Raw genomic sequence first — 19,357 nt, forward strand, 5'->3', positions numbered from 1 at the left:
GGAAACGGGCGGGCAGGCCGTCCTGGCACCACCGGAAACGAAATAAATGGTAATACGAACTATTCCTATTTACAAATCATGAACGAGGAAGACGCTCGCGCAGGGCGCGACGCAGTAGATGGGATTCAGCGCAGCAGCGGCAGTGGATCGCGCGCGCCATCGGCGCCGTAGATGCCCCAGTGCAGGTGGGGCGGCGTGCCCTTGGCGTTGCCGCTGTCGCCTACATGCCCGATCAGGTCGCCGGCCTGGACCACCTGGCCGCGCGACAGGCCCTCGGCCCAGTCGTCCAGATGCGCGTAGTAGTAACGTTCGCGCCCGGGCCCGATCACCCAGACCTGGCGGCCACCGAGGCCGCGCTCGCTGACGTCCGCGATGACGCCGGCAGTGACGCTGCGCACCGCGGTGCCGCGCTTGGCGAAGATGTCGATGCCGGCGTGGGAGCGGTCACGGCCACGTGGTGCGCCGAAGGTGTCGGCGATCTGGCGTGGCCGCACGCCGTCCACCGGCACCGCCAGTTGCGTGGCCGGCGGCATACGAGAGAGTGTCCACAGCAGCTTCGGCGCAGCGGCCCATGGGCTGTTCCACAGCGCCATCGCGGCAATGAGGGCGATGGCCAGCCACAGGCCGCGCAGCAACCAGCGGCGCAGGCGACGGGCGGGGGAGGGCGATGTGTTCATGGTCTCCGACTGTAGCGCCGGGCCATCCTCGGCGGCTGTTGCTGTGCGGTCAAAGCGCAGTCGAGCATGGCTCAGCGCTACAGAACCGGGGCCAACGGCACCTCGAAACTGCGCTTCAACGTGCCCAGCGCCACCGATGTGCGGAAGCGCTCGATGTTGTCATCTGCGCCGAACAGCCGCTCGGTGATTGCCTCGTACTCTTCCATTGACGCGGCCGAGACCAGCAGCAGGAAATCGCCATCGCCGGTGATCGAGTAGCACTGCTGCACCGCCGGGTCGTCCTGCACGCGGCGCTTGAACGGTGCCACGCGGTCGCGCTGCTCGCTGACCACGCGCACCTCGACGATGATGGTCAGCGGTCGCCCGACCCTGGCCGCGTCGACCACCGCCACGTTGGCGGCGATCACGCCGCTGTCCTGCAGGCGCTTGATGCGGCGCTGCACGGCCGGCGTGGACAGGTGCACGGCCTCGGCGATTTCGCGCTGCGGCAGGGTGTTGTCCCGCTGCAGCAGGTCGAGGATGGCGCGGTCGAAGCTGTCGAGCACGGGGGCGGTGGCCATGGCGAGCAGAAGTTGCACGAACGGGCTGTCAATTGAGCCAAGTGCTCGGCGCTGGCGCAATAGACTTTGCCCATGCAGACCTCACGACTCGCGCCGATGTTGCCGGCGCTGGCGGTGCTCGGCTCGGTCACCTCGCTGGCCATCGGCACCTCCTACGCAAAACACCTGTTCCCGCTGATCGGCGCGCAGGGCACCAGCGCGCTGCGCGTGGGCTTCTCGGCGCTGTTGCTGCTGCTGTTCTGGCGGCCGTGGCGCTGGAAGACCAGCCGCCCGGATGCCATCACCATCCTGCGCTACGGCCTCACCCTGGGCCTGATGAACCTGCTGTTCTACATGGCCCTGCGCACCATTCCCTTCGGCATCGCGGTGGCCATCGAATTCACCGGGCCGCTGACGGTGGCGATGCTGTCGTCGCGGCGGCCGATCGATTTCCTCTGGGTGGGCTGTGCAGCGGTGGGGCTGCTGTTGCTGCTGCCGATCGGCGGTGGTCCGGCGCTGGATCCCGCTGGCGTGCTGTATGCGATGGGGGCTGCGGCGTGCTGGGGCCTGTACATCGTGTTCGGCAAGCGTGCCGGCCACCTGCACGCCGGGCATTCGGTGTCGCTGGGGCTGCTGGCGGCATCCCTGGTGGTGGTGCCGGTGGGCGTGGCGCATGCCGGTGCCGCGCTGCTCGACCCGAAGATCCTGGCCGCCGGGCTGCTGGTGGCGCTGGTGTCCAGCGCGATCCCGATGTCACTGGAGATGATGGCGCTCAAGCGCCTGCCGAAGGAGACCTTCGGCATCCTGATCAGCATGGAACCGGCGGTGGCCGCGCTGTGGGCCATGCTTCTGCTGCACGAGCACTTGCATGGGCTGCAGTGGCTGGCGATCGGCTGCACGGTGCTGGCCTCGGTGGGCAGCACGATGACCGCGCGGCGCCTGAAGGCACCCGTCACCGCCTGAAAAAAAGGGGACGGAGGGGATTAAGTCGTTTATGCCCCGATTTAGGGGGCGCCGGGCGGCGCCCGGCGCAGAGCGTGCGGACCAACGGTCCGCACCTACCGTAACGGCGAGTCAGCGCAGGGCGTCGGCCGGGACGTCGATCTGCATCGCCAGGGCGAGGTGATCGGAGAACGCGGCTGGTACGGCTTCCACGGTACGAGTCTGCAGGCCACTGCTGACCAGGATGTGGTCGATGGCGCGGTCGGGGCGCCAGCTGGGGAAGGTCGGCACGATGCAGCCCGGGGGCTGCAGCCGGGTCTTCTGGTACAGCACCTGCATTTCCGGGCGTTCGGCCAGGCAGTTGAAGTCGCCCATCAGCACCGCGTTGGGGTGGTCGGACAGCAGCTCGGCGATGAAGCCCAGCTGCGACATCCGCGAGCCCGCGCCCAATGACAGATGCGCCACCGCCACCGCCAGGCCATCTGTACCGTCGCCGAACTTGGCCAGCAGCACGCCGCGCCCGCCGATGCGGCCGGGCAGGGCATGGTCCTGCACTTCCACCGGTTCCAGCTTGCTCAGCAGGCCATTGGCACTGGACGCCACGCCGCCCATGCGCCGGTTCGGCTGGTGGCTCCAGTAGTTGAAGCCGGCGCGCTGGGCCAGGTAGTGGGTCTGGTTGGTGAAGCCCGAGCGCAGGCTGCCCGGGTCGGCCTCCTGCAGGCCGACGATGTCATGGTCGCGCGCCAGGGTGGCGATCGCGTCCAGGCTGCTGCGCTTGCGCCCCGCCGGCAGCGCATGTGACCAGCTGCGGGTCACATAGTCGCTGTAGCGGCGGGTACTTGAGCCGGCCTGGATGTTGGCCGTCAGCAAGCGCAGGGTCCGTGTACGGGGGGAATTCACGGCCGGGAAATGCTTCTCTTGGATCAGTGAGCCTGGGCCGCACCGCGTTCGCGGGCGATCAGGTGGTCGGCGATGCGCAGCATGTCCGGGAAGCTCTTGCCCTTCACCAGATACTTGCCGTTGACGATGATCGACGGGGTGCCGCTGATCTGGCTGCGCTGGGCGAACTGCTTGGCCGAGTTGGTCTTGGCGTTCACCGCGAAGCTGCCCATGGTGGCGGCGAACTGCTTCGGATCCACGCCATAGGCGGCGTAGAACTTGGCGATGTCTTCCACCGAGTCACGGCCGCGCTCGCCCTTCAGGGTCTTCTGCGAGTGGATGGCGGCGTACAGCGCTTCGTGGGTCTTTTCCTGCACGCCCAGGGTCTGCGCGGCGTAGAAGGCACGGGCGTAGTCATCCCAGGTGCCGCCGAACATGGCCGGCACGTAGACGAAGTTCACGTCGCTGGGCAGGCCGGCCTTCCACGGGCCGACCAGCGGCTGGAATGCGGCGCAGGCCGGGCAGACGTAGCCGAAGATCTCGGTCACTTCGATCTTGCCGGCAGCCGGCTGGAACGGCTGGCCGTTCGGGATCACCTGGTAATCGGCGCCTTCCACCGGGGCCGGGCCGGTCAGCGCGGCGGTGGTCGGGGCCGGCGCCGCGGCGGGGGCGGCTTCGGCCGGGGCCTTTTCGCCTTCGGCGGCAGCCGGAGCGGTGCCTTCGCTGCCCGTGGCCGGCGCAGCGGCCGGTTCGGTGGTGGCCGGGGCGGCTGCCGGTGCGGCCGGGGCCGCGGTGGTGTTGGTGCTGCCGTCATCAGCCTTGCAGGCAGCCAGGATCGGCAGCAGCGCTGCGAGGGCGAGGGCGTAACGGATCTTCATGGAAACGTCTCCAGCATCTGGAAAGGTGGGGGCCGGCGCCAGGCGCCAGCCAGGGGGAAATGATGACATGCGGCGGCGACAGCGCCGTGTCGAGGGTGGGCGTTGGTTCAGCGGCCGCGGGCGGCGCGGGCCTGCGCGATCAGCGCCGAGGCGATGCGTAGCTGGTCGTCGAAGCTGTTGCCCCGCACCAGGTACTGGCCGTTGATGATGATGGCCGGAGTGCCCGGGATCTTGGTGCGCTGGGCGAACGCGCGCGCGGCCTCGACCTTCTTCTGCACGGCATCGCCGCGCAGCGCCTGGAGGTAGCGGTCCGGGGTCACGCCGTAGGCCTTGTAGAACGTGGCGAGCTCATCGGCCGAGACGTTCTGCATCGGCAGCGATCCCTGCTCGTGCAGGGCCTTGAACACGGCAGCGTGGCTGCGCTTGGCCACGCCGACTTCGTCGGCGGCGTAGTAGGCCAGTGCCCAGGCATCCCAGGCGCCACCGAAGGCCGCCGGCACCGGGGTGAAACGCACGTCGGCCGGCAGCTTGGCCGCCCAGGCTTCCAGCTGCGGTTCGAAATGGGCGCAGTGCGGGCAGGTATAGCCGAAGACCTCGACCACTTCGATCTTGCCGGCCAGCGGCTGGAACGGGCCTGGCTGGGCGATGCGCTCGTAGTCTTTGCCCTCGACCAGCGGGGCATTGGCGGGGGTGGCGGCGCAGGCTGCCAGCGGCAGCAGCACCAGCACGGACAACAGCAGGCGGGAAATCAACCTCATCGACACGCATCTCCGTTGAAAAAAGCAACGCCGGCGCGGTCGCCGGCGTGAAGGAAACATACCGCAGCCGTGGGCCGGCGTCGCGGCCCGGGCCGACCAATGGTGGTCAGGGGGCGGCAGCCGGTTGCGTCGGCGTGGCCGCAGCGGCCACATCGTCGGCCTTGTTGTGCAGGCCCTGCAGGTAGCTCGACAGCGCCTGCACCTCCTGCTCGCTGAGCTTCTGCGCGACCGTGGCCATGATCTGGAAGTGCGCCTTGTCGGTCTCGTTGGTCTGGCCGGCCTGGTACTCCTGCAGGCGGCGCGCGACATAGCTGGCGTGCTGCCCACCGAGGTGCGGATAGGCCGGGCCGGGATTGCCGGCACCGCTGGGGCCGTGGCAGGCCATGCAGGCCGGCAGGCCGCGCTTGGCATCGCCACCGCGGTAGAGCTGCTGGCCGATCTCGTAGAACTTCATGCCCTTGTAGGGGCCGTCGGTGACCGCCGTGTCATCGGCGATGCCCGCGTTGGCCTTCTGCGTGGCGAAGTAGGCGCCGATATCACGCATGTCCTGCGGGGTGAGGTTCTGCACGAACGGCACCATCGCCACCGCGGCGCCGGAACTGCGCTGGCCATTGGCGATCAGGGCCATCTGCTGGGCCACGTAGCGTTCGCTCTGGCCAGCGATGGACGGATACATCTCCACCGTGGAATTGCCGTCGGCGCCATGGCAGGCCGCACAGGCCGTCGCCTTGGTCTGGCCGGCCTTGGCATCGCCCCAGTGGGTCTTGCTGAAGTCCACCTCCAGCGAGGCGGTATTGATCGGCCCGTTGTCGGGCAGCGGGGTCAACGTGGTCTGCGCGAACGCAGCAGCGGCAACGACTACAGCAGTGGCAAGGGCGGATACGGCAAGAACGCGAGCGTGGCGCATGCTGAAGCTCCGTATGGACCGGGCCGGACGGTGGCCGCCGGCATCGCCCGGATTATCAACGCCGTTTCCGCGCACGGTCAACGCAGCAGTGCAGCAAAATGGCCGCAGCGGCCGCCGGCACGGGCGCGCGGCGCCGCAACATGCGATCCTAGGCACATGTCATTGCTCATCGAACGCGCCCGTTACCACCTTTCGGCCCACAACGTGCGGCAGCTGCCGCCCGACGAAGGGGCTGAAGTGGCCTTCGCCGGCCGCTCCAACGCCGGCAAGTCCAGTGCGCTCAACGCGCTGACCCGCCAGAACGCCCTGGCCCGTGTCTCCAAGACCCCCGGCCGCACCCAGCAGCTGGTGTTCTTCCAGGTCACCCCGGAAGCGCATCTGGTCGACCTGCCCGGTTACGGCTACGCCAAGGTGCCGCTGGACCTGCAGGCGCACTGGCAGGCCTTCATTGACAAGTATTTCCGCACCCGCGAGGCCCTCAAGGGCCTGGTGGTGGTGATGGACATCCGCCACCCCCTGAAGGACTACGACCGGCAGATGCTGTCCTATGCCGTGCAGCGTGGCCTGCCGGCGCACGCGTTGCTGACCAAGGCCGACAAGCTCAGCCGCAGCCAGCAGATGCAGTCCCTGCAGAAGGTGCGCAAGGAGCTGCAATCGGCTTACGGTGACAGCGTCAGCGTGCAGGTGTTCTCCGGCGAGGACCGTACCGGCGTGGACGAAGCCCGCGGCGTGATCGGCGGCTGGCTGGGGCTGGAATAAGGCATTTACGGTCGCCCGGCTGGCAGCCGGGCGCTACCGGGCAGCCGGCCGCTACCCGATCGGGTGGGTGCCGACCTTGGTCGGCACACCCTCACAACGGCGAATACTCCGCCGGCACCCACGCATAGGCCTGGCCCTCGCCACGCACATGGCCCAGGCCCGGGAACGGCAGGTGCGCACCGGCCACCCACCAACCGTTGGCGGTGGCCTGCTGCAGCAGCCCGCGACGGCTGGCGATGGCCGCCTTGCGGTCCGAATCGGCCTCGAATGCCGCTTCCGGGTGCGCGAACTGCACCGCATGGAAGTGCAGCACATCACCCCACACCAGCAGTGACTGGCCCTGGCTGTCGAACCGGTAGGAGACATGGCCGGGGGTATGGCCGTGGGTGTCCATCGCCACCGCGCCACCGGGCAGGGCATCGCCGGGGCTGAACGTGCGCAGGTGGCCGCTGGCCTGGTAGGGCGCGACCGCGTTGCGTGCCAGCGGGAAGGCGAAGCGCACGCCCTTCGGCGCCGTGGCCTCGCTGGCCGGGCTGAGCCAGTAATCGGCATCGGCCTTGGACAACCACACCGTGGCATTCGGGTAGGCCGGCTTGCCCTGCGCGTCGAGCACGCCGCACAGATGGTCCGGGTGGGCGTGGGTCAGCAGCACCTCGTCCACCTCGGCCGGGTCCACGCCGGAGGCGCGCAGGTTGCCCAGCACCTGGCCCAGGCCGGGGCCGAAGCACTGCGCGGTTCCGGTATCGACCAGGGTCAGGTGGTTGCCCTGGCGCACCAGGAAGGCGTTGATCGCGGTCTGCAGGCCCTTCTTGTCTTCCGGTACGTAGCGGCCTTCCAACAGGCGGCTGACCAGTGTCGGCGGCACGTCGACCACTTCCTGCCGGCCCAGCGCGACCACGCCGTCGAACAGGGCGGTGACCTGCAGCGCACCAACGCGCTGGTGGTAGACGCCGGGCACCTGCTGGGTGGGAGCGGGCGAGGTGGCTTCGGCCAGTGCAGCCAGCGGCAGGGACGACAGGGCCAGCAGCAGGGCGCCGCGCAGCGGCAGGGGACGCAGGATCATGGCGGTTCTCGGTGGATGACGGGCGGTTCCGTTGTGCCCAGCGTGCCGTGGCCGGCGTGTGCGCGGCGCTCAAACCACTGCGCGGAATGCTCAGGGAGGGGGTGTTGTCTGCAGGGCTGCGCCCTGCACCTGCTACGAGCCAGGGCAACGGCCGAAGCAACAGCAACAGCGACAGCGGGCTATCCGTGGGATGGCGGGGTGGGTCCGGTTGCGGGAGACGCCGTAAACCCCGCTCCGCGGTCCGGCCCAGTCGCTGGCGGCTGGGCGTTCGGGCGCTTGCGAAGCAGTGCTTCGCAAGCAAAGCGCCCTCACCCATGGGGGCTTGGCCGCGGCTTGCTCGTGTGCGCTGTCCTGCGCACACGGCAAGACCGGGGCGGGGCATCCTGCCCAACCCGCCCGAGGTATACCTCGGGCCCATGCCGCGGACACTCCCGCAACCGGACCCACCCCGCCTTCGACAGTTTTCCGCGATCTGTCAGCTCGCGGGGTCAGATCCGTTTTCCGCAGGAAAACGGATCTGACCCCAGATCGATTTCGATATCTGACAGATGTGTCGACCAAGGTCGACACCTACCAACAGCCGCCGGAATCTGTCGAAGGCGGGGCACTGTGGGTTGGCGGGGTGTGAGCCGCATGGATGCGGCGACCAAGCCCCCATGGACGGGTTTACGGCGTCCCCGCAAACCCACAGTGCCCCGCCATCCCACGGGATGCACGCTATTGCTGTTGCTCTTGCTCTTGCTTCGGCAGGTGCAGGGCGCAGCCCTGCCGAACCCCCTCAAATGTCTGTCGGAGCCAGCCCGTACTGCTCGGCGAAGCGCTTGCTGAAACTGGCCGCAGACCGGTAGCCCGCGCGCGCGGCCACGGTCTTCAACGGCAGGTCGGTGGTGTAGAGCAGCTGCATGCCATGCGCCAGCCGGGCCTCGGTGAGCAGCTGGCGCAGGCTGGTGTCCTCGGCCGCCAGGCGACGGCGCAGGGTCGCGCCGCTCAGCGCGAACTGTTCTTCCACATCACGCGATTGCCAGTCGCGAGCCGGTTCGGCGGCGATGCGGTCGCGGATCTGTTCGCCCAGGCTCGGCGCCTGCGGCAGCAGCAGGTTGCCGTGGCCCTGTCGGCACAGGGTCAGCACCAGCGAGGCCAGGGCCAGCCGCGCGTCGCTGTAACGGCCGTCCTGCAGCGATTGCCGCCACTGGCGCAGCACCGCGCCATGGTCGATCAACGGCAGTCGCGCCATCGCCTGGCCGGGGGCGGGAAGCTCTTCATTCCAGAGCGTACGCGCCGCCGCCAGCACTTCGGTGCAGAGCGGCACCATGGCACTGAGGTAGCGGCCGCTGCAGGGATCGGGGGTGTTGACCACGTCGATGCGGCACCGCTGGGTCAGCAGCAGGATGTCGCCGGGAACGAACGTCAGCGACTGGTGTGCGGTACGTACCTGCTTGCGGCCTTCCAGCAGGATCGCGAACTGCGGTTGCGGAACCTCCACCGAGCTGGCGCCATGCTCGCGGCGTGCGGTGATGCAGGCATAGCCCTCGGCGCGCCCGCAGCCGGCCAGGCTGGCCATCTCGGCCAGCAACGCAGTGGCCGCTGGCAGCATGCCGGTCATGACACCTGGGCACCGAACAGGCGACCGACGCCGGCCGCCGCAGCCATCGCCAGCGCGCCCCAGAACATCACCCGGACCGCGCCGCGTACAGGCGGTGCGCCCCCGGCCTGGGCCGCCACCGCGCCGGTCAGGCACAGGCCGAGCAGGGTGCTGGCCGTGGTCATCAACGCAACCTTGTCGGTCGGCGCGAGCAGGGCGGTCAGCACCGGCAGCGCCGCACCGCAGGTGAACGCACCGGCCGAGGCCAGCGCCGCCTGCAGCGGGCGCGCGCGCAGGGTGTCAGTGATGCCCAGCTCATCGCGGGCGTGGGCACCCAGTGCATCGTGGGCGGTAAGCTGTTCGGCCACCTGCCGGGCCAATGCAGGCTCCAGGCCGCGGTGGCGGTAGATCGCGGCCAGCTCCTCCAGTTCGCTGTGCGGGTCTTCGCGCAGCTCGCGCTTTTCCATTGCCAGGTCGGCCGCTTCGGTGTCGGCCTGGGTCTGCACCGATACATACTCGCCGGCGGCCATCGACATCGCGCCGGCCACGGTGCCGGCCACGCCGGTGGCAAGGATAGTGGTGGCGGAGGCGCCGCTGGCCGCCACGCCGACCACCAGGCCGGCCACCGAGACGATGCCATCGTTGGCCCCCAGCACGGCGGCACGCAACCAGCCGACGCGCTCGGAGCGGTGCAGTTCGGGGTGTCGCGAATGACGGTTCATGACGCCGAGTGTACGAGGGTCAAGAGGGCGTCGGTAGGATGCTGAAACCCGTCACCGTCGCATGACGCAACGGGGTGCCACGCTATAGTGCGCCCTTGCGATGGAAGGCCGCGAGCCCCACATCCCCCGCCACCGTCCAGCGAGCCTTCCCCTTGTCGAGCCCCAGCCACGTCGCCGATACCCCCATTACCGACCGCTCGCAGCTGGTGGAGGTGATCGCCTCCGGCGAGAAGCCCCGCGCGCAGTGGCGCATCGGCACCGAGCACGAGAAGTTCGGGTTCCGCCTGGATGACCTGCGCCCGCCGACCTTCGAGGGCGAGCGCGGCATCGAAGCGTTGCTCAACGGGTTGGTCCGCTTCGGCTGGGAGCCGGTGCAGGAAAACGGCAACACGATCGCGCTGCTGCGCGACGGTGCCTCGGTGACGCTGGAACCGGCTGGACAGCTGGAACTGTCCGGCGCGGCGCTGGAGACCATCCACCAGACCTGCGTGGAGACCGGCACCCACCTCAACGAAGTGGCACAGGTGGCCGGCGAACTGCAGCTGGGTTTCCTCGGCATGGGCTTCCAGCCGAAGTGGAAGCGCGATGAAATGCCCTGGATGCCGAAGGGGCGCTACAAGATCATGCGCTCGTACATGCCCAAGGTCGGTTCGCTGGGCCTGGACATGATGACCCGCACCTGCACGGTGCAGGTGAACCTGGACTACGCCACCGAAGCGGACATGGTGAAGAAGTTCCGCGTGTCGCTGGCGCTGCAGCCGATCGCCACCGCGCTGTTCGCCGATTCGCCGTTCACCGAAGGCAAGCCGAACGGCTACCTGAGCTACCGCTCGCACATCTGGACCGACACCGACGCCGACCGCACCGGCATGCTCGACTTCGTGTTCGAGGATGGTTTTGGTTACGAGCGCTATGTCGACTACCTGCTCGACGTGCCGATGTATTTCTCCTACCGCGATGGCATCTACCACGACGCCAGCGGGCAGAGCTTCCGCGATTTCATGCAGGCCAGGCTGCCGGTGCTGCCGGGTGCGCTGCCGACGCTGCGCGACTGGTCGGACCACATGACCACCGCGTTCCCGGAAGTGCGCCTGAAGAAGTACCTGGAAATGCGCGGTGCCGATGGTGGCCCGTGGAGCCGCCTGTGTGCGCTGCCGGCATTCTGGGTGGGCCTGTTGTATGACGACACCGCACTGGATGCCGCCTGGGACCTGGTACGCGATTTCACCCTGGCCGAGCGCCATGCACTGCGCGACGGCGTGCCGAAGCATGCGATGAACCTGCCGTTCCGCAATGGCACGGTGCGCGACCTGGCCCGCGAAGCGGTGAAGATTTCCGTCGAAGGCCTCAGGCGCCGTGCGGCGCGCAATGCCGACGGCCAGGACGAGAGCAAGTTCCTGGACGTGCTGCAGGAGATCGTCGAATCCGGCCTGACCCCGGCCGAGCGCAAGCTGGCGCTGTTCCATGGCCGCTGGCACGGCGACGTCGATCCGGTGTTCCGCGAGTTCGCGTACTGAGTGGATTGCGGTAGTGTCGGGCGCTGGCCGGCAGATGTATGGGGTTGCCGGCCAGCGGCCGGCACTACCAGAAGAAAAACCCCGGCATTGCCGGGGTTTTTCTTTTTCGCATCTGCCCTGGATCAGGCGGCGTTCTGCATCGTCGCCATGTCGATCACGAAGCGGTAGCGCACATCGTTCTTCGCCATGCGTTCCCAGGCTTCGTTGACGTTCTTGATGTCGATGATCTCGACGTCGCTGACGATGCCGTGCTCGGCACAGAAGTCCATCATTTCCTGGGTTTCGGCCATGCCGCCGATTGCCGAGCCGGTCAGGTGCTTGCGGCCGAAGATCACGCTGCCGCCGGTCAGCGGCGGGTCCAGTTCGGTCAGCACGCCGACCAGGCACATGGTGGCCTCGCGCTTGAGCAGGCCCATGTACGGGTTGGTGTCATGGCCGACCGGGATGGTGTTGAGCAGGAAGTCGAAGCTGCCGGCGTGCGCCTTCATCTGCGCGGCATCGCGCGAGACCAGTACCTCATCGGCGCCCAGGCGCTTGGCATCGGCACCCTTTTCCGGCGTGGTGGTGATCATCACGACGTGCGCGCCCAGTGCCTTGGCGAACTTCACGCCCATGTGGCCAAGGCCACCGAGACCGATCACGCCCACCTTCTGCCCCGGGCCGACCTTCCAGTGGCGTAGCGGCGACCAGGTGGTGATGCCGGCGCACAACAGCGGGGCGGCCGCCTTCAGGTCGAGGGTGTCGGACACCTTCACCACGAAGCGCTGCTCGACCACCACGTGGTCGGAATAGCCGCCGTAGGTCGGCGCGCCGGTTTCGCGTTCACGGCCGTTGTAGGTCCAGGTCGCGCCTTCGGCGCAATATTGCTCCAGATCGTGCTCACAGGCGTCGCAGTGGCGGCACGAGTCGACCATGCAGCCGACGCCGGCGTGGTCGCCAACCTTGAAGCGGGTGACGTTGCTGCCGACTTCGGTCACCCGGCCGATGATCTCGTGGCCCGGCACCATCGGGTAGATCGAGCCACCCCAGTCATCGCGGGCCTGGTGCAGGTCGGAATGGCAGATGCCGCTGTAGAGGATCTCGATGCGCACGTCGTCCGGGCCGACCGCGCGGCGTTCGAACTCGTACGGGACCAGCGGGTCGGTATGGGAATGGGCGGCGTAACCACGGGCGAGGGACATGGGGAATCCTTGGCAGGGTTTATCGAAAGGCGTTTTACAATACGCCCCGCAACCAGCAGCAAGAAGCGCGGATATCGGCATGATTCATCAAGTGAAACTGCACAATGGCCACTGACAACCTGACCCATCTGGCCGCGTTTGCCGCAGTCGCCCGCCACCGCAGCTTCCGCCGCGCCGGTGCCGAACTGGCATTGTCGACCTCGGCGGTGAGCTATGCGATCCGCGCGCTGGAAGAACGGCTGGGCGTGGGCCTGTTCCATCGCACCACCCGCAGCGTGGCCCTGACCGAGGCCGGGCAGCGCCTGCTGGAGCGCCTGCAGCCGGCGTTGGGGCAGGTGCACGACGCACTGGAAGAAATGAACCACTTCCGCGCAGCCCCGGCCGGCCTGCTGCGCATCAACGCCACCCGCGCGGCGGTACCGACCCAGTTGGGGCCGAGGCTGGCGCGCTTCCTGCACGCCCATCCCGACGTGCGGGTGGAGCTGACCGAAAATGACGGCCTGGTCGACATCGTCGCCGAGGGCTACGACGCCGGCGTGCGCCTGCATGAGTTCGTGCCGGAGGACATGGTGGCGGTGCCGATGGGGCCGCCACTGCGCGGGCTGATCGTCGGCTCGCCGGACTACCTGCGGCGTCGGCCGGCACCGCAGCATCCGCGCGACCTGGCCGCGCACGAATGCATCCGCTTCCGCTTCGCCAGTGGGCACCTGTACAAGTGGCAGTTCGAGCGCGATGGGCAGGCGCTGGAGATCGACGTGCCCGGGCGGTTGACCCTGTGCGAGCAGGGCACGATCGTGCGCGCCGTTCTGGATGGCATCGGCCTGGCGTACGTGCTGGAAGACACGGCAAGGTCGTACATCGAATCGGGGCAGATGGTGGCGGTGCTGGAAGACTGGAGCGAGCCGTTTGCCGGCTTCGCGCTGTACTACCCGAAGCAGCGGCAGATGCCGGGCGCGCTGCGTGCGTTCGTGGATATGTTGCGCGAGTGAGTCGCGATGGATGACGTGGTGCCGACCAACGGTCGGCACCCACCGGGGCAGGCCATTGCCGACCAACGAATCGACATCGGCCGGTAGATCCACGCCATGCGTGGATGGCACCACGCTACGGCCCTTGCAACACCGGCGCCAACAACGCCACGCACTCACGCAGATGCATCTCCACCGGCGCATCCTCGGCCACCACGCCGATCACACGTTCACGCAGCGGCTCGGCCACGGCCATCGCCAGGATCAGCCGCGCCATGCATGCGGAATCTCCCTCGCGCAGCAGTCCACGCTGCTGCTGACGTGCCAGCCAGTCGGCCAGCAGCGCACGGCCGCGTTCGATGCCGTTGTCGAGGTAGGCCTGCAGCAGCGCGTCCTTGCCGGGGAAATCGGTGGCCAGCAGGCGAAACACCTGCACCGCCTGCGCCGATAGCGCCTGCGTGCACACCGCGTGCAGGATGTCCTGCAGCAACGGCACGACCTCTTGGGCATTGCGCGCATCACGCTGCAGCTGTGGCGCGAAGCCGTCGGTCCACTCGCGCACCGCCAACCCGACCAGTTCCTCGCGGTTGCTGGCATGGCGGTACACGGTTTTCTTCGCTACCCCGGCATGCGCCGCCACCGCTTCGATGGTGGTGGCCTCGTAACCCTGTGCCAGCAGCAGCTCCAGCGTCGCCTGCAGCACCGCGTGGCGGACTTCGGCTTCCGGTCGCGCAGGGCGGCCACGGCGGCGGGTCGGTGATGTGGTCGCGGGCAGGGTGGTGCTGTTCATTGCGCCCATCTTACCGCATCCGGTTAATTGCGAAACGGTATACGTTTCCGTATTGTCGGGTCTCCCAACCTGTAGAAGACCCCAATGGATACCGCTGTGAACGCTCGCCCCTGGCTGGACCACCACGATCTGCTGGACCCGGCGCCGATGCATCTGGAAACCGGCATCCAGCGCAGCGAAGACGGCACGCTGCTGGTGGCGGTGCGCACCGATCTGCACGGCTGCAAGGGCCGCATGCTGGACTGGTGGTTCACCTTCTTCGAGACCACCCAGCACATCCGCTGGTGGCATCCGGTCGATCATGTCGAGCATCGCGGCTGGGACGCGGCCTGGCAGCGCGGGCGCAGCTACCACGGCGCCAGCATCCATGCGGTGGAATCGCTCGCTGACATTCCGCCGGTGGCGGCGCGCCTGAAGTTCCATGACCCGCGCACCTTGCTGGTGCCCGAACGCCTGCAGGCGGCACAGGATGCACGCCATGTATCGGCGGTGATCGCCGCGCGCATCGGCTTCAGTGATCACGTGCGTCTGGATGTACAGGGCGATCCCTGCGATGGGCAGATGCTGCATGTGGCGCGCGATACGCCGTTTGGCTGCGTGCTGCGCAGCCGCTTCGTGCTCGGCCTGGATAGCGCCGATCCGCGTCGCGATGCCGGCGACGCGGTCGGCCTGGGCCTGCTCAGGCACTGCTATACGGAGTTCAGTTTCCTGTCGCGGCTGCTGCCTTCGCTGTACTACGGCGAGCGCGCCAACGGCGAAGCAGTGCCGTTGCCGTGGTGAACGGCGCGCCGGTCATTCAACCAGCGCATCGTAGCCTTCGCCACTGAACTGGATCAGGCAGAAGCCATGCCCGAACGGATCAGCCAGTACGGCGATGCGTCCCCAGCGACGCTCGCGCACGGACTGCTCGAGTGTCGCCCCGGCCGCAACTGCACGTGCCAGCGCGGCTTCAATGTCATCCACCACCCAGTCCAGGTGCAGCGGCGTCCAATGACGCTCGTAGTCGCGCACGTCGCCGTCTTCCGTGGCGGCGCTGCCGGCGTCGTTGTGCAGCAGGTAGAGCGGCGTTGGCCCACCGAGCAGCTCCACGGCGCCCGGGCCGAGACGGCGGCCGATGCGCAGGCCGAAGGCCCGGATGTAGAAGTCTTCGGCGGCGGCCAGGTCGGGCACGTCCATGTTGACGATGAAGCTGTGGGCAGTGGCGTTCATGGTAGCGATGGGCGGCATCCGGTGGTCGCAGTCTAGTCCTGCCGCGTGGTGCCGCCGGTTCATCTCCTGCGCGGATTCGGACAAGCTGGGCGGTCTCCATCGACAAGGACATCCATGAGCGCGCTATCCGGCATCGAACAGGCCACCGGCCAGACCTTCCCGCCCCTGTTCAAGCAGTTGCATGCAGCGGGTCGGTTGAGCTGGGGTGCTCCCCATCCGGAATGGTCCGAGGTGGTATTCCCGGCGCTGCAGGCAGAACCGCCGGTGCTGCTGTACGCCCAGGACTATGAGCCGTTGGAGGACGATGAACTGCTCGAGGCGTGGCAGGAGCTGACCGCGGAGGATCATTACAATCCCCTGCGCACTGACCTGCAGTTGCTGCCCTTTGCGCGGACCGGCGCGGGTGACAGTTACTGTTTCTGGAGCAACGCGCCCGGTTTCAGCGAACCGCCGGTGGTGATGGTGTGGCATGACGACGACCGTGCCGACGTGCTGGCCGCCAGCTACCAGGATTTCGTGTTCCGCAAGATGGTCGAAGCGGTTGCCGACTACCAGCGGCCGTACACACTGCTGTCGCACGGCGAGCTGGCCGGGAATCTGCAGCGCTGGCTGCAGACTCACCATTCCTTCCTGCGCGGCGACCAGTACGCGGCATTGCAGCGGCTGTTCGCCCGCGTTGACGATATTGAAGAAGGCAACTTCAGCGAAGACGAGGCACAGGCCATCGTCGCTGAAGTGATCGGCTTCGAGCGGTTGGACGAGTCGTTCGCCTACGTGCGCGAGGACGCCTGAGGGCTGGGGTCGGATCCGGGCGCAGCGTGGCTCTGACTCCTTGTTCGCCGAACAGGGGTCAGAGCCCTTTCCGTTGGAAGGGGATCCGACCCCGTGCGGGCCCCGTGCGGGATCAGCCTGCGGCCGGGTAATCGAGATAGCCCGCCTCGCCGCCCCCGTAATAGGTGCTGCGGTCGGGCGTGGCCAGCGCGATGTTGCGCTGCAGGCGTTCGACCAGATCCGGGTTGGCGATGAACGGCTGGCCGAACGCGGCCAGGTCGATGGTGCCGGCCTCGACCAGCTGCAGGGCGCGTTCGCGGGTCATGCCGCCGGCCAGGATCACGGTGCCACCGTAGGCCTGCTTGAACTGCTGCAGGAAGGCCTCGCCCAGCACCGACTGGCCCGCCTGCTGGTTGTCGTTGAGATGCACATAGGCCAGGCCGCGCTTGCCCAGTTCCTCGGCCAGGTACAGATAGGTGGCCTCGTTGTCGGGGTAGAACGGCATGTCGAAGGTGAGATTGTTCGGTGCCAGGCGCACGCCGATGCGCTGCGCACCGATGCGCTGGGCCATCGCATCGACGGTGTCCAGGATCAAGCGCGCGCGGTTGGGCAGCGAGCCGCCGTAGTGATCTTCGCGCTGGTTGATGACCGGGTTGAGGAACTGTTCGAACAGGTAGCCGTTGGCGGCATGCAGTTCGATGCCGTCGAATCCGGCGGCAATGGCGTTCTCTGCGCCGCGCACGAAGTCGTCGACGATGCCGGGGATCTCTGCGGTCTCCAGTGCACGTGCCGGGGTGGGATCGGCGTGGCCGCGGCTGCCATCGTCCAGGTACACGAACGAGGTGTTCTTCGGTGCGCTGGCCACCGGGCGGGTACCGGCGCTGACCGGTTGCCCACCGTCGGGCTGCAGCGAGGAATGCGACATGCGGCCGACGTGCCAGAGCTGGGCGAAGATCGTGCCCTGTGCGGCATGCACCGCCTCGGTGACGAGCTTCCACCCGGCCACCTGCTCGGCCGACCAGATACCCGGGACGTCGATGTAGCCCTGGCCCTGCGGCGAGACCGGGGTGCCTTCACTGATGATCAGGCCGGCGCTGGCGCGCTGCCGGTAGTACTGCGCGGTGAGTTCGTTGGCGACCGCACCGGGGTTGCGGGCGCGGGTCATCGGGGCCATCGCGATGCGGTTGCGCAGGGCGGTGCCTGCCAGATCGAAGGGGCGGAACAGGGCGGCGATCATGTCGGTCATCTCGGTGTGGGGGAAGGCGCCAGCGGCGCGATGCACACAGGATGGAGTTGACATGCGGACGCATAAAGCGCTTCGATCTCCCTGGGCGCGGGACTATTTGTCCCCAATGGAGCGTGATAGATGCTGCCGCTGGAATCGTTGAATGGCCTGGTGACCTTCGTTACCACGGCCCGCTCAGGCAGCTTCACCGAGGCTGCCGACGCGCTGGGCATCTCGCGCTCGGCAGTGGGCAAGGCCATCGCCCGGCTGGAAGCGCGGCTGGGCGTGCGCCTGTTCCACCGCACCACGCGGCGCATCGCGCTGACCACCGACGGCGAGGCGTACTACGCATCGTGCGCGGCGGCGCTGGAAGAAATCTCCGCCGCCGAAGCCTGCCTGGGGTCGGCCGGCCTGCCCAGCGGACGGCTGCGCATCGACATGCCGTCCTCGTTCGGGCGGCTGGTGGTGCTGCCCGTGCTGCTGCGCCTGTGCCGGCAGTACCCGGACCTGCAACTGACGATGACCTTCACCGATCATTTCGTCGATCCCGTCGAAGAGGGCATCGACCTGCTGATCCGCTTCGGCGGGTTGCACCAGGCCGAGCACCTGGTCGTGCGCCGGCTGGGTCGCCAGCGCCTGGTCACCTGCGCATCGCCGGAGTACCTGCAGGCGCATGGCGTGCCTGCGACCGTGGAGGAACTGGCGCAGCATCGCAGCATCGTTGGCTTCCGCCATGGGCAACCGGTGGCGTGGCGGATTGGCAGTGATGATGCCGAGGGAACATTCATCCCGAACGCGGCCTACCAGCTCAACGATGGTGACGCGGTGATCGATGCGGCCATCGCAGGACTGGGCATCTGCCAGATGCCCATTTCACTGGTACGCCGACATCTGGAATCCGGCGCGCTGCACTCGGTGCTGGATGCGCACATGCAACGGCATATCGACATCCATGCGCTGTGGCCACCGACCCGGCACCTGCGGCCGAAGGTGCGCTATGTGGTGGATGAGCTGGCGCGGCTGGCGGCTCAGGGCCTGTTTGACTGAGCGTAGGGCGTCAGTAGTCGACGATCCGGGCGGACGTGTCTTCGCCTTCCTGAAGTGCTTCAAACACCTCAGCCAGAAGCGCGATCAGATCGCGCCCATGTGAGGTGACGAAGTAGGTCGCCAGGCTGTCGATGTCGCCAGCGATATCGTTTCCCCACGGTGGACGCTGGGTTCGATCCTCGAACGACCATATGACACGGGCTGGCGGAAGCTCGGCCAGCTCGCGGCGGACCCTATGCAGTTCGGCCAGCGCGTCGGCAGCATCTGATTGCTGCAGTCCGCCGGCGTACAGTTGCCTCATGAGGATAGGGAATCGGCTTCCCCATCCATCCGGTTCCAGATTGCCGGTGATCGTCGAGAAGAACGCGTACAGAAAGTCGCCGCTGCCGATCTCATCGGTGATGCGCCCGAGCTGGATACCAACGCCCATTACCTGTTCCTGATTCTGCAGTTCCCAGAGCATGCCTCATGTGTTGATGGTAGAAGCTGGGTTTCTGTAAGTGATTGATCTTGATGAATTCAAGGGCGCCGTTGCGGAGCCCGGAGATGCCATTCCCGTCACCTTAAAAACATCCGTGTATACTATCCCCCAGTATAGTTCCGAGGTGGCGCCGCCATGCCGCACTCCCCCGAAGAGAAGAAGAAGGTCCTGGCCCGCGTGCGCCGCATCCGTGGCCAGTGCGATGCGCTGGACCGCGCGCTGGAAGCTGGCGCCGACTGCGGGCCGGTGCTGCAGCAGATCGCCGCCATCCGTGGCGCGGTCAACGGCCTGATGTCCGAGGTGATGGAGGCCCATCTGCGCGAGGAGTTCGGGCAACCCGCCGCCTCCGATGAACAACGCGCTGAACGCGTGCGCGACATGAGCGCGTTGATCCGCTCGTACCTGAAATAAACGACGGCGCAACATGGCGCCGCCCATCCTGTCATTGCCTGTCTCTGGAGA

22 protein-coding genes are annotated in these 19,357 nt (G+C 67.6%); 8 read left to right on the forward strand and 14 right to left on the reverse strand.

Going from position 1 to position 19,357, the window contains the following annotated elements:
• Nucleotides 1-125 precede the first annotated feature (125 nt).
• Both AC5P98_RS08900 and AC5P98_RS08905 read right to left on the reverse strand, forming a co-directional pair.
• Nucleotides 126-677: a M23 family metallopeptidase gene (locus AC5P98_RS08900; RefSeq protein WP_049404066.1), complete on the reverse strand. Its 552-nt coding sequence runs from the start codon at nucleotides 675-677 to the stop codon at nucleotides 126-128.
• A gap of 77 nt (nucleotides 678-754) precedes the next feature.
• A complete protein-coding gene (locus tag AC5P98_RS08905) occupies nucleotides 755-1,237 on the reverse strand; it encodes an Lrp/AsnC family transcriptional regulator (protein WP_049404064.1) in 483 nt (160 codons plus the stop codon).
• Nucleotides 1,238-1,309: 72 nt separating this feature from the next.
• Between AC5P98_RS08905 and AC5P98_RS08910 the strand changes: the two genes are divergently transcribed.
• Nucleotides 1,310-2,179: an EamA family transporter gene (locus AC5P98_RS08910; RefSeq protein WP_049404062.1), complete on the forward strand. Its 870-nt coding sequence runs from the start codon at nucleotides 1,310-1,312 to the stop codon at nucleotides 2,177-2,179.
• A gap of 111 nt (nucleotides 2,180-2,290) precedes the next feature.
• Here the strand turns inward: AC5P98_RS08910 and AC5P98_RS08915 are convergent, their stop codons facing one another.
• The 4 genes from AC5P98_RS08915 to AC5P98_RS08930 all read right to left on the reverse strand — a co-directional run bounded on the left by AC5P98_RS08915 (nucleotide 2,291) and on the right by AC5P98_RS08930 (nucleotide 5,580).
• On the reverse strand, nucleotides 2,291-3,028 hold the full coding sequence (locus tag AC5P98_RS08915; RefSeq protein WP_021202520.1) for an endonuclease/exonuclease/phosphatase family protein: 738 nt from the start codon (nucleotides 3,026-3,028) through the stop codon (nucleotides 2,291-2,293).
• A 53-nt stretch (nucleotides 3,029-3,081) separates the two neighbouring features.
• Complete coding sequence (locus AC5P98_RS08920; RefSeq protein WP_049404057.1) at nucleotides 3,082-3,915, reverse strand: thiol:disulfide interchange protein DsbA/DsbL; 834 nt, start codon at nucleotides 3,913-3,915, stop codon at nucleotides 3,082-3,084.
• A 107-nt stretch (nucleotides 3,916-4,022) separates the two neighbouring features.
• Entirely contained in the window at nucleotides 4,023-4,673 is a 651-nt protein-coding gene (locus tag AC5P98_RS08925; RefSeq protein ID WP_032960695.1) for a thiol:disulfide interchange protein DsbA/DsbL, read from the reverse strand.
• Nucleotides 4,674-4,779: 106 nt separating this feature from the next.
• Nucleotides 4,780-5,580 (reverse strand): c-type cytochrome, encoded by an 801-nt coding sequence (locus AC5P98_RS08930; protein ID WP_014648400.1) that lies wholly within the window; start codon nucleotides 5,578-5,580, stop codon nucleotides 4,780-4,782.
• 156 nt (nucleotides 5,581-5,736) lie between these two features.
• On the opposite strand from AC5P98_RS08930, the gene yihA reads away from it, so the two are divergent.
• Nucleotides 5,737-6,339, forward strand: a complete 603-nt coding sequence (gene yihA, locus AC5P98_RS08935; protein WP_005411022.1) for a ribosome biogenesis GTP-binding protein YihA/YsxC — start codon at nucleotides 5,737-5,739, stop codon at nucleotides 6,337-6,339.
• A 91-nt stretch (nucleotides 6,340-6,430) separates the two neighbouring features.
• Here the strand turns inward: yihA and AC5P98_RS08940 are convergent, their stop codons facing one another.
• From AC5P98_RS08940 to AC5P98_RS08950, 3 genes are all read right to left on the reverse strand, one after another.
• Nucleotides 6,431-7,402, reverse strand: a complete 972-nt coding sequence (locus AC5P98_RS08940) for an MBL fold metallo-hydrolase (protein WP_046432495.1) — start codon at nucleotides 7,400-7,402, stop codon at nucleotides 6,431-6,433.
• Between the two features lie 778 nt (nucleotides 7,403-8,180).
• A complete protein-coding gene (locus AC5P98_RS08945) occupies nucleotides 8,181-9,005 on the reverse strand; it encodes a helix-turn-helix transcriptional regulator (protein WP_049407588.1) in 825 nt (274 codons plus the stop codon).
• Nucleotides 9,002-9,706 (reverse strand): VIT1/CCC1 transporter family protein, encoded by a 705-nt coding sequence (locus AC5P98_RS08950; protein WP_014648397.1) that lies wholly within the window; start codon nucleotides 9,704-9,706, stop codon nucleotides 9,002-9,004. Before AC5P98_RS08950 ends, AC5P98_RS08945 begins: the two co-directional genes overlap by 4 nt.
• A gap of 152 nt (nucleotides 9,707-9,858) precedes the next feature.
• On the opposite strand from AC5P98_RS08950, the gene AC5P98_RS08955 reads away from it, so the two are divergent.
• Entirely contained in the window at nucleotides 9,859-11,223 is a 1,365-nt protein-coding gene (locus AC5P98_RS08955) for a glutamate--cysteine ligase (protein ID WP_014648396.1), read from the forward strand.
• A gap of 122 nt (nucleotides 11,224-11,345) precedes the next feature.
• Here the strand turns inward: AC5P98_RS08955 and AC5P98_RS08960 are convergent, their stop codons facing one another.
• Entirely contained in the window at nucleotides 11,346-12,404 is a 1,059-nt protein-coding gene (locus tag AC5P98_RS08960; protein WP_014648395.1) for an NAD(P)-dependent alcohol dehydrogenase, read from the reverse strand.
• Nucleotides 12,405-12,508: 104 nt separating this feature from the next.
• On the opposite strand from AC5P98_RS08960, the gene AC5P98_RS08965 reads away from it, so the two are divergent.
• A complete protein-coding gene (locus AC5P98_RS08965; RefSeq protein WP_049419508.1) occupies nucleotides 12,509-13,393 on the forward strand; it encodes a LysR family transcriptional regulator in 885 nt (294 codons plus the stop codon).
• A gap of 115 nt (nucleotides 13,394-13,508) precedes the next feature.
• Here the strand turns inward: AC5P98_RS08965 and AC5P98_RS08970 are convergent, their stop codons facing one another.
• Nucleotides 13,509-14,171: a TetR/AcrR family transcriptional regulator gene (locus AC5P98_RS08970; protein ID WP_049408781.1), complete on the reverse strand. Its 663-nt coding sequence runs from the start codon at nucleotides 14,169-14,171 to the stop codon at nucleotides 13,509-13,511.
• A 75-nt stretch (nucleotides 14,172-14,246) separates the two neighbouring features.
• Here AC5P98_RS08970 and AC5P98_RS08975 point away from each other — a divergent pair, with 75 nt between their 5' ends.
• The gene (locus AC5P98_RS08975; protein ID WP_049408782.1) at nucleotides 14,247-14,942 is read left to right on the forward strand and encodes a DAPG hydrolase family protein; all 696 of its coding nucleotides are present in this window, start codon (nucleotides 14,247-14,249) and stop codon (nucleotides 14,940-14,942) included.
• Between the two features lie 12 nt (nucleotides 14,943-14,954).
• Here AC5P98_RS08975 and AC5P98_RS08980 read toward each other — a convergent pair whose 3' ends face one another.
• Nucleotides 14,955-15,371, reverse strand: coding sequence for a VOC family protein (locus AC5P98_RS08980; protein ID WP_014648391.1), 417 nt, complete (start codon nucleotides 15,369-15,371; stop codon nucleotides 14,955-14,957).
• Nucleotides 15,372-15,485: 114 nt separating this feature from the next.
• On the opposite strand from AC5P98_RS08980, the gene AC5P98_RS08985 reads away from it, so the two are divergent.
• Nucleotides 15,486-16,163 (forward strand): SMI1/KNR4 family protein, encoded by a 678-nt coding sequence (locus AC5P98_RS08985; RefSeq protein WP_014648390.1) that lies wholly within the window; start codon nucleotides 15,486-15,488, stop codon nucleotides 16,161-16,163.
• Between the two features lie 112 nt (nucleotides 16,164-16,275).
• Here the strand turns inward: AC5P98_RS08985 and AC5P98_RS08990 are convergent, their stop codons facing one another.
• Nucleotides 16,276-17,379, reverse strand: a complete 1,104-nt coding sequence (locus tag AC5P98_RS08990; protein ID WP_049408792.1) for an alkene reductase — start codon at nucleotides 17,377-17,379, stop codon at nucleotides 16,276-16,278.
• 129 nt (nucleotides 17,380-17,508) lie between these two features.
• Here AC5P98_RS08990 and AC5P98_RS08995 point away from each other — a divergent pair, with 129 nt between their 5' ends.
• Entirely contained in the window at nucleotides 17,509-18,414 is a 906-nt protein-coding gene (locus tag AC5P98_RS08995; protein WP_495229974.1) for a LysR family transcriptional regulator, read from the forward strand.
• A 10-nt stretch (nucleotides 18,415-18,424) separates the two neighbouring features.
• On the opposite strand, the gene AC5P98_RS09000 is transcribed toward AC5P98_RS08995, so the two are convergent.
• Nucleotides 18,425-18,877: an Imm70 family immunity protein gene (locus AC5P98_RS09000; protein WP_234413084.1), complete on the reverse strand. Its 453-nt coding sequence runs from the start codon at nucleotides 18,875-18,877 to the stop codon at nucleotides 18,425-18,427.
• 153 nt (nucleotides 18,878-19,030) lie between these two features.
• On the opposite strand from AC5P98_RS09000, the gene frmR reads away from it, so the two are divergent.
• Complete coding sequence (frmR, locus tag AC5P98_RS09005; RefSeq protein ID WP_005411009.1) at nucleotides 19,031-19,306, forward strand: formaldehyde-responsive transcriptional repressor FrmR; 276 nt, start codon at nucleotides 19,031-19,033, stop codon at nucleotides 19,304-19,306.
• The last annotated feature ends 51 nt before the right edge of the window (nucleotides 19,307-19,357 follow it).

The sequence above is a fragment of the Stenotrophomonas sp. YJH_SMC_135 genome (genome assembly GCF_059372355.1).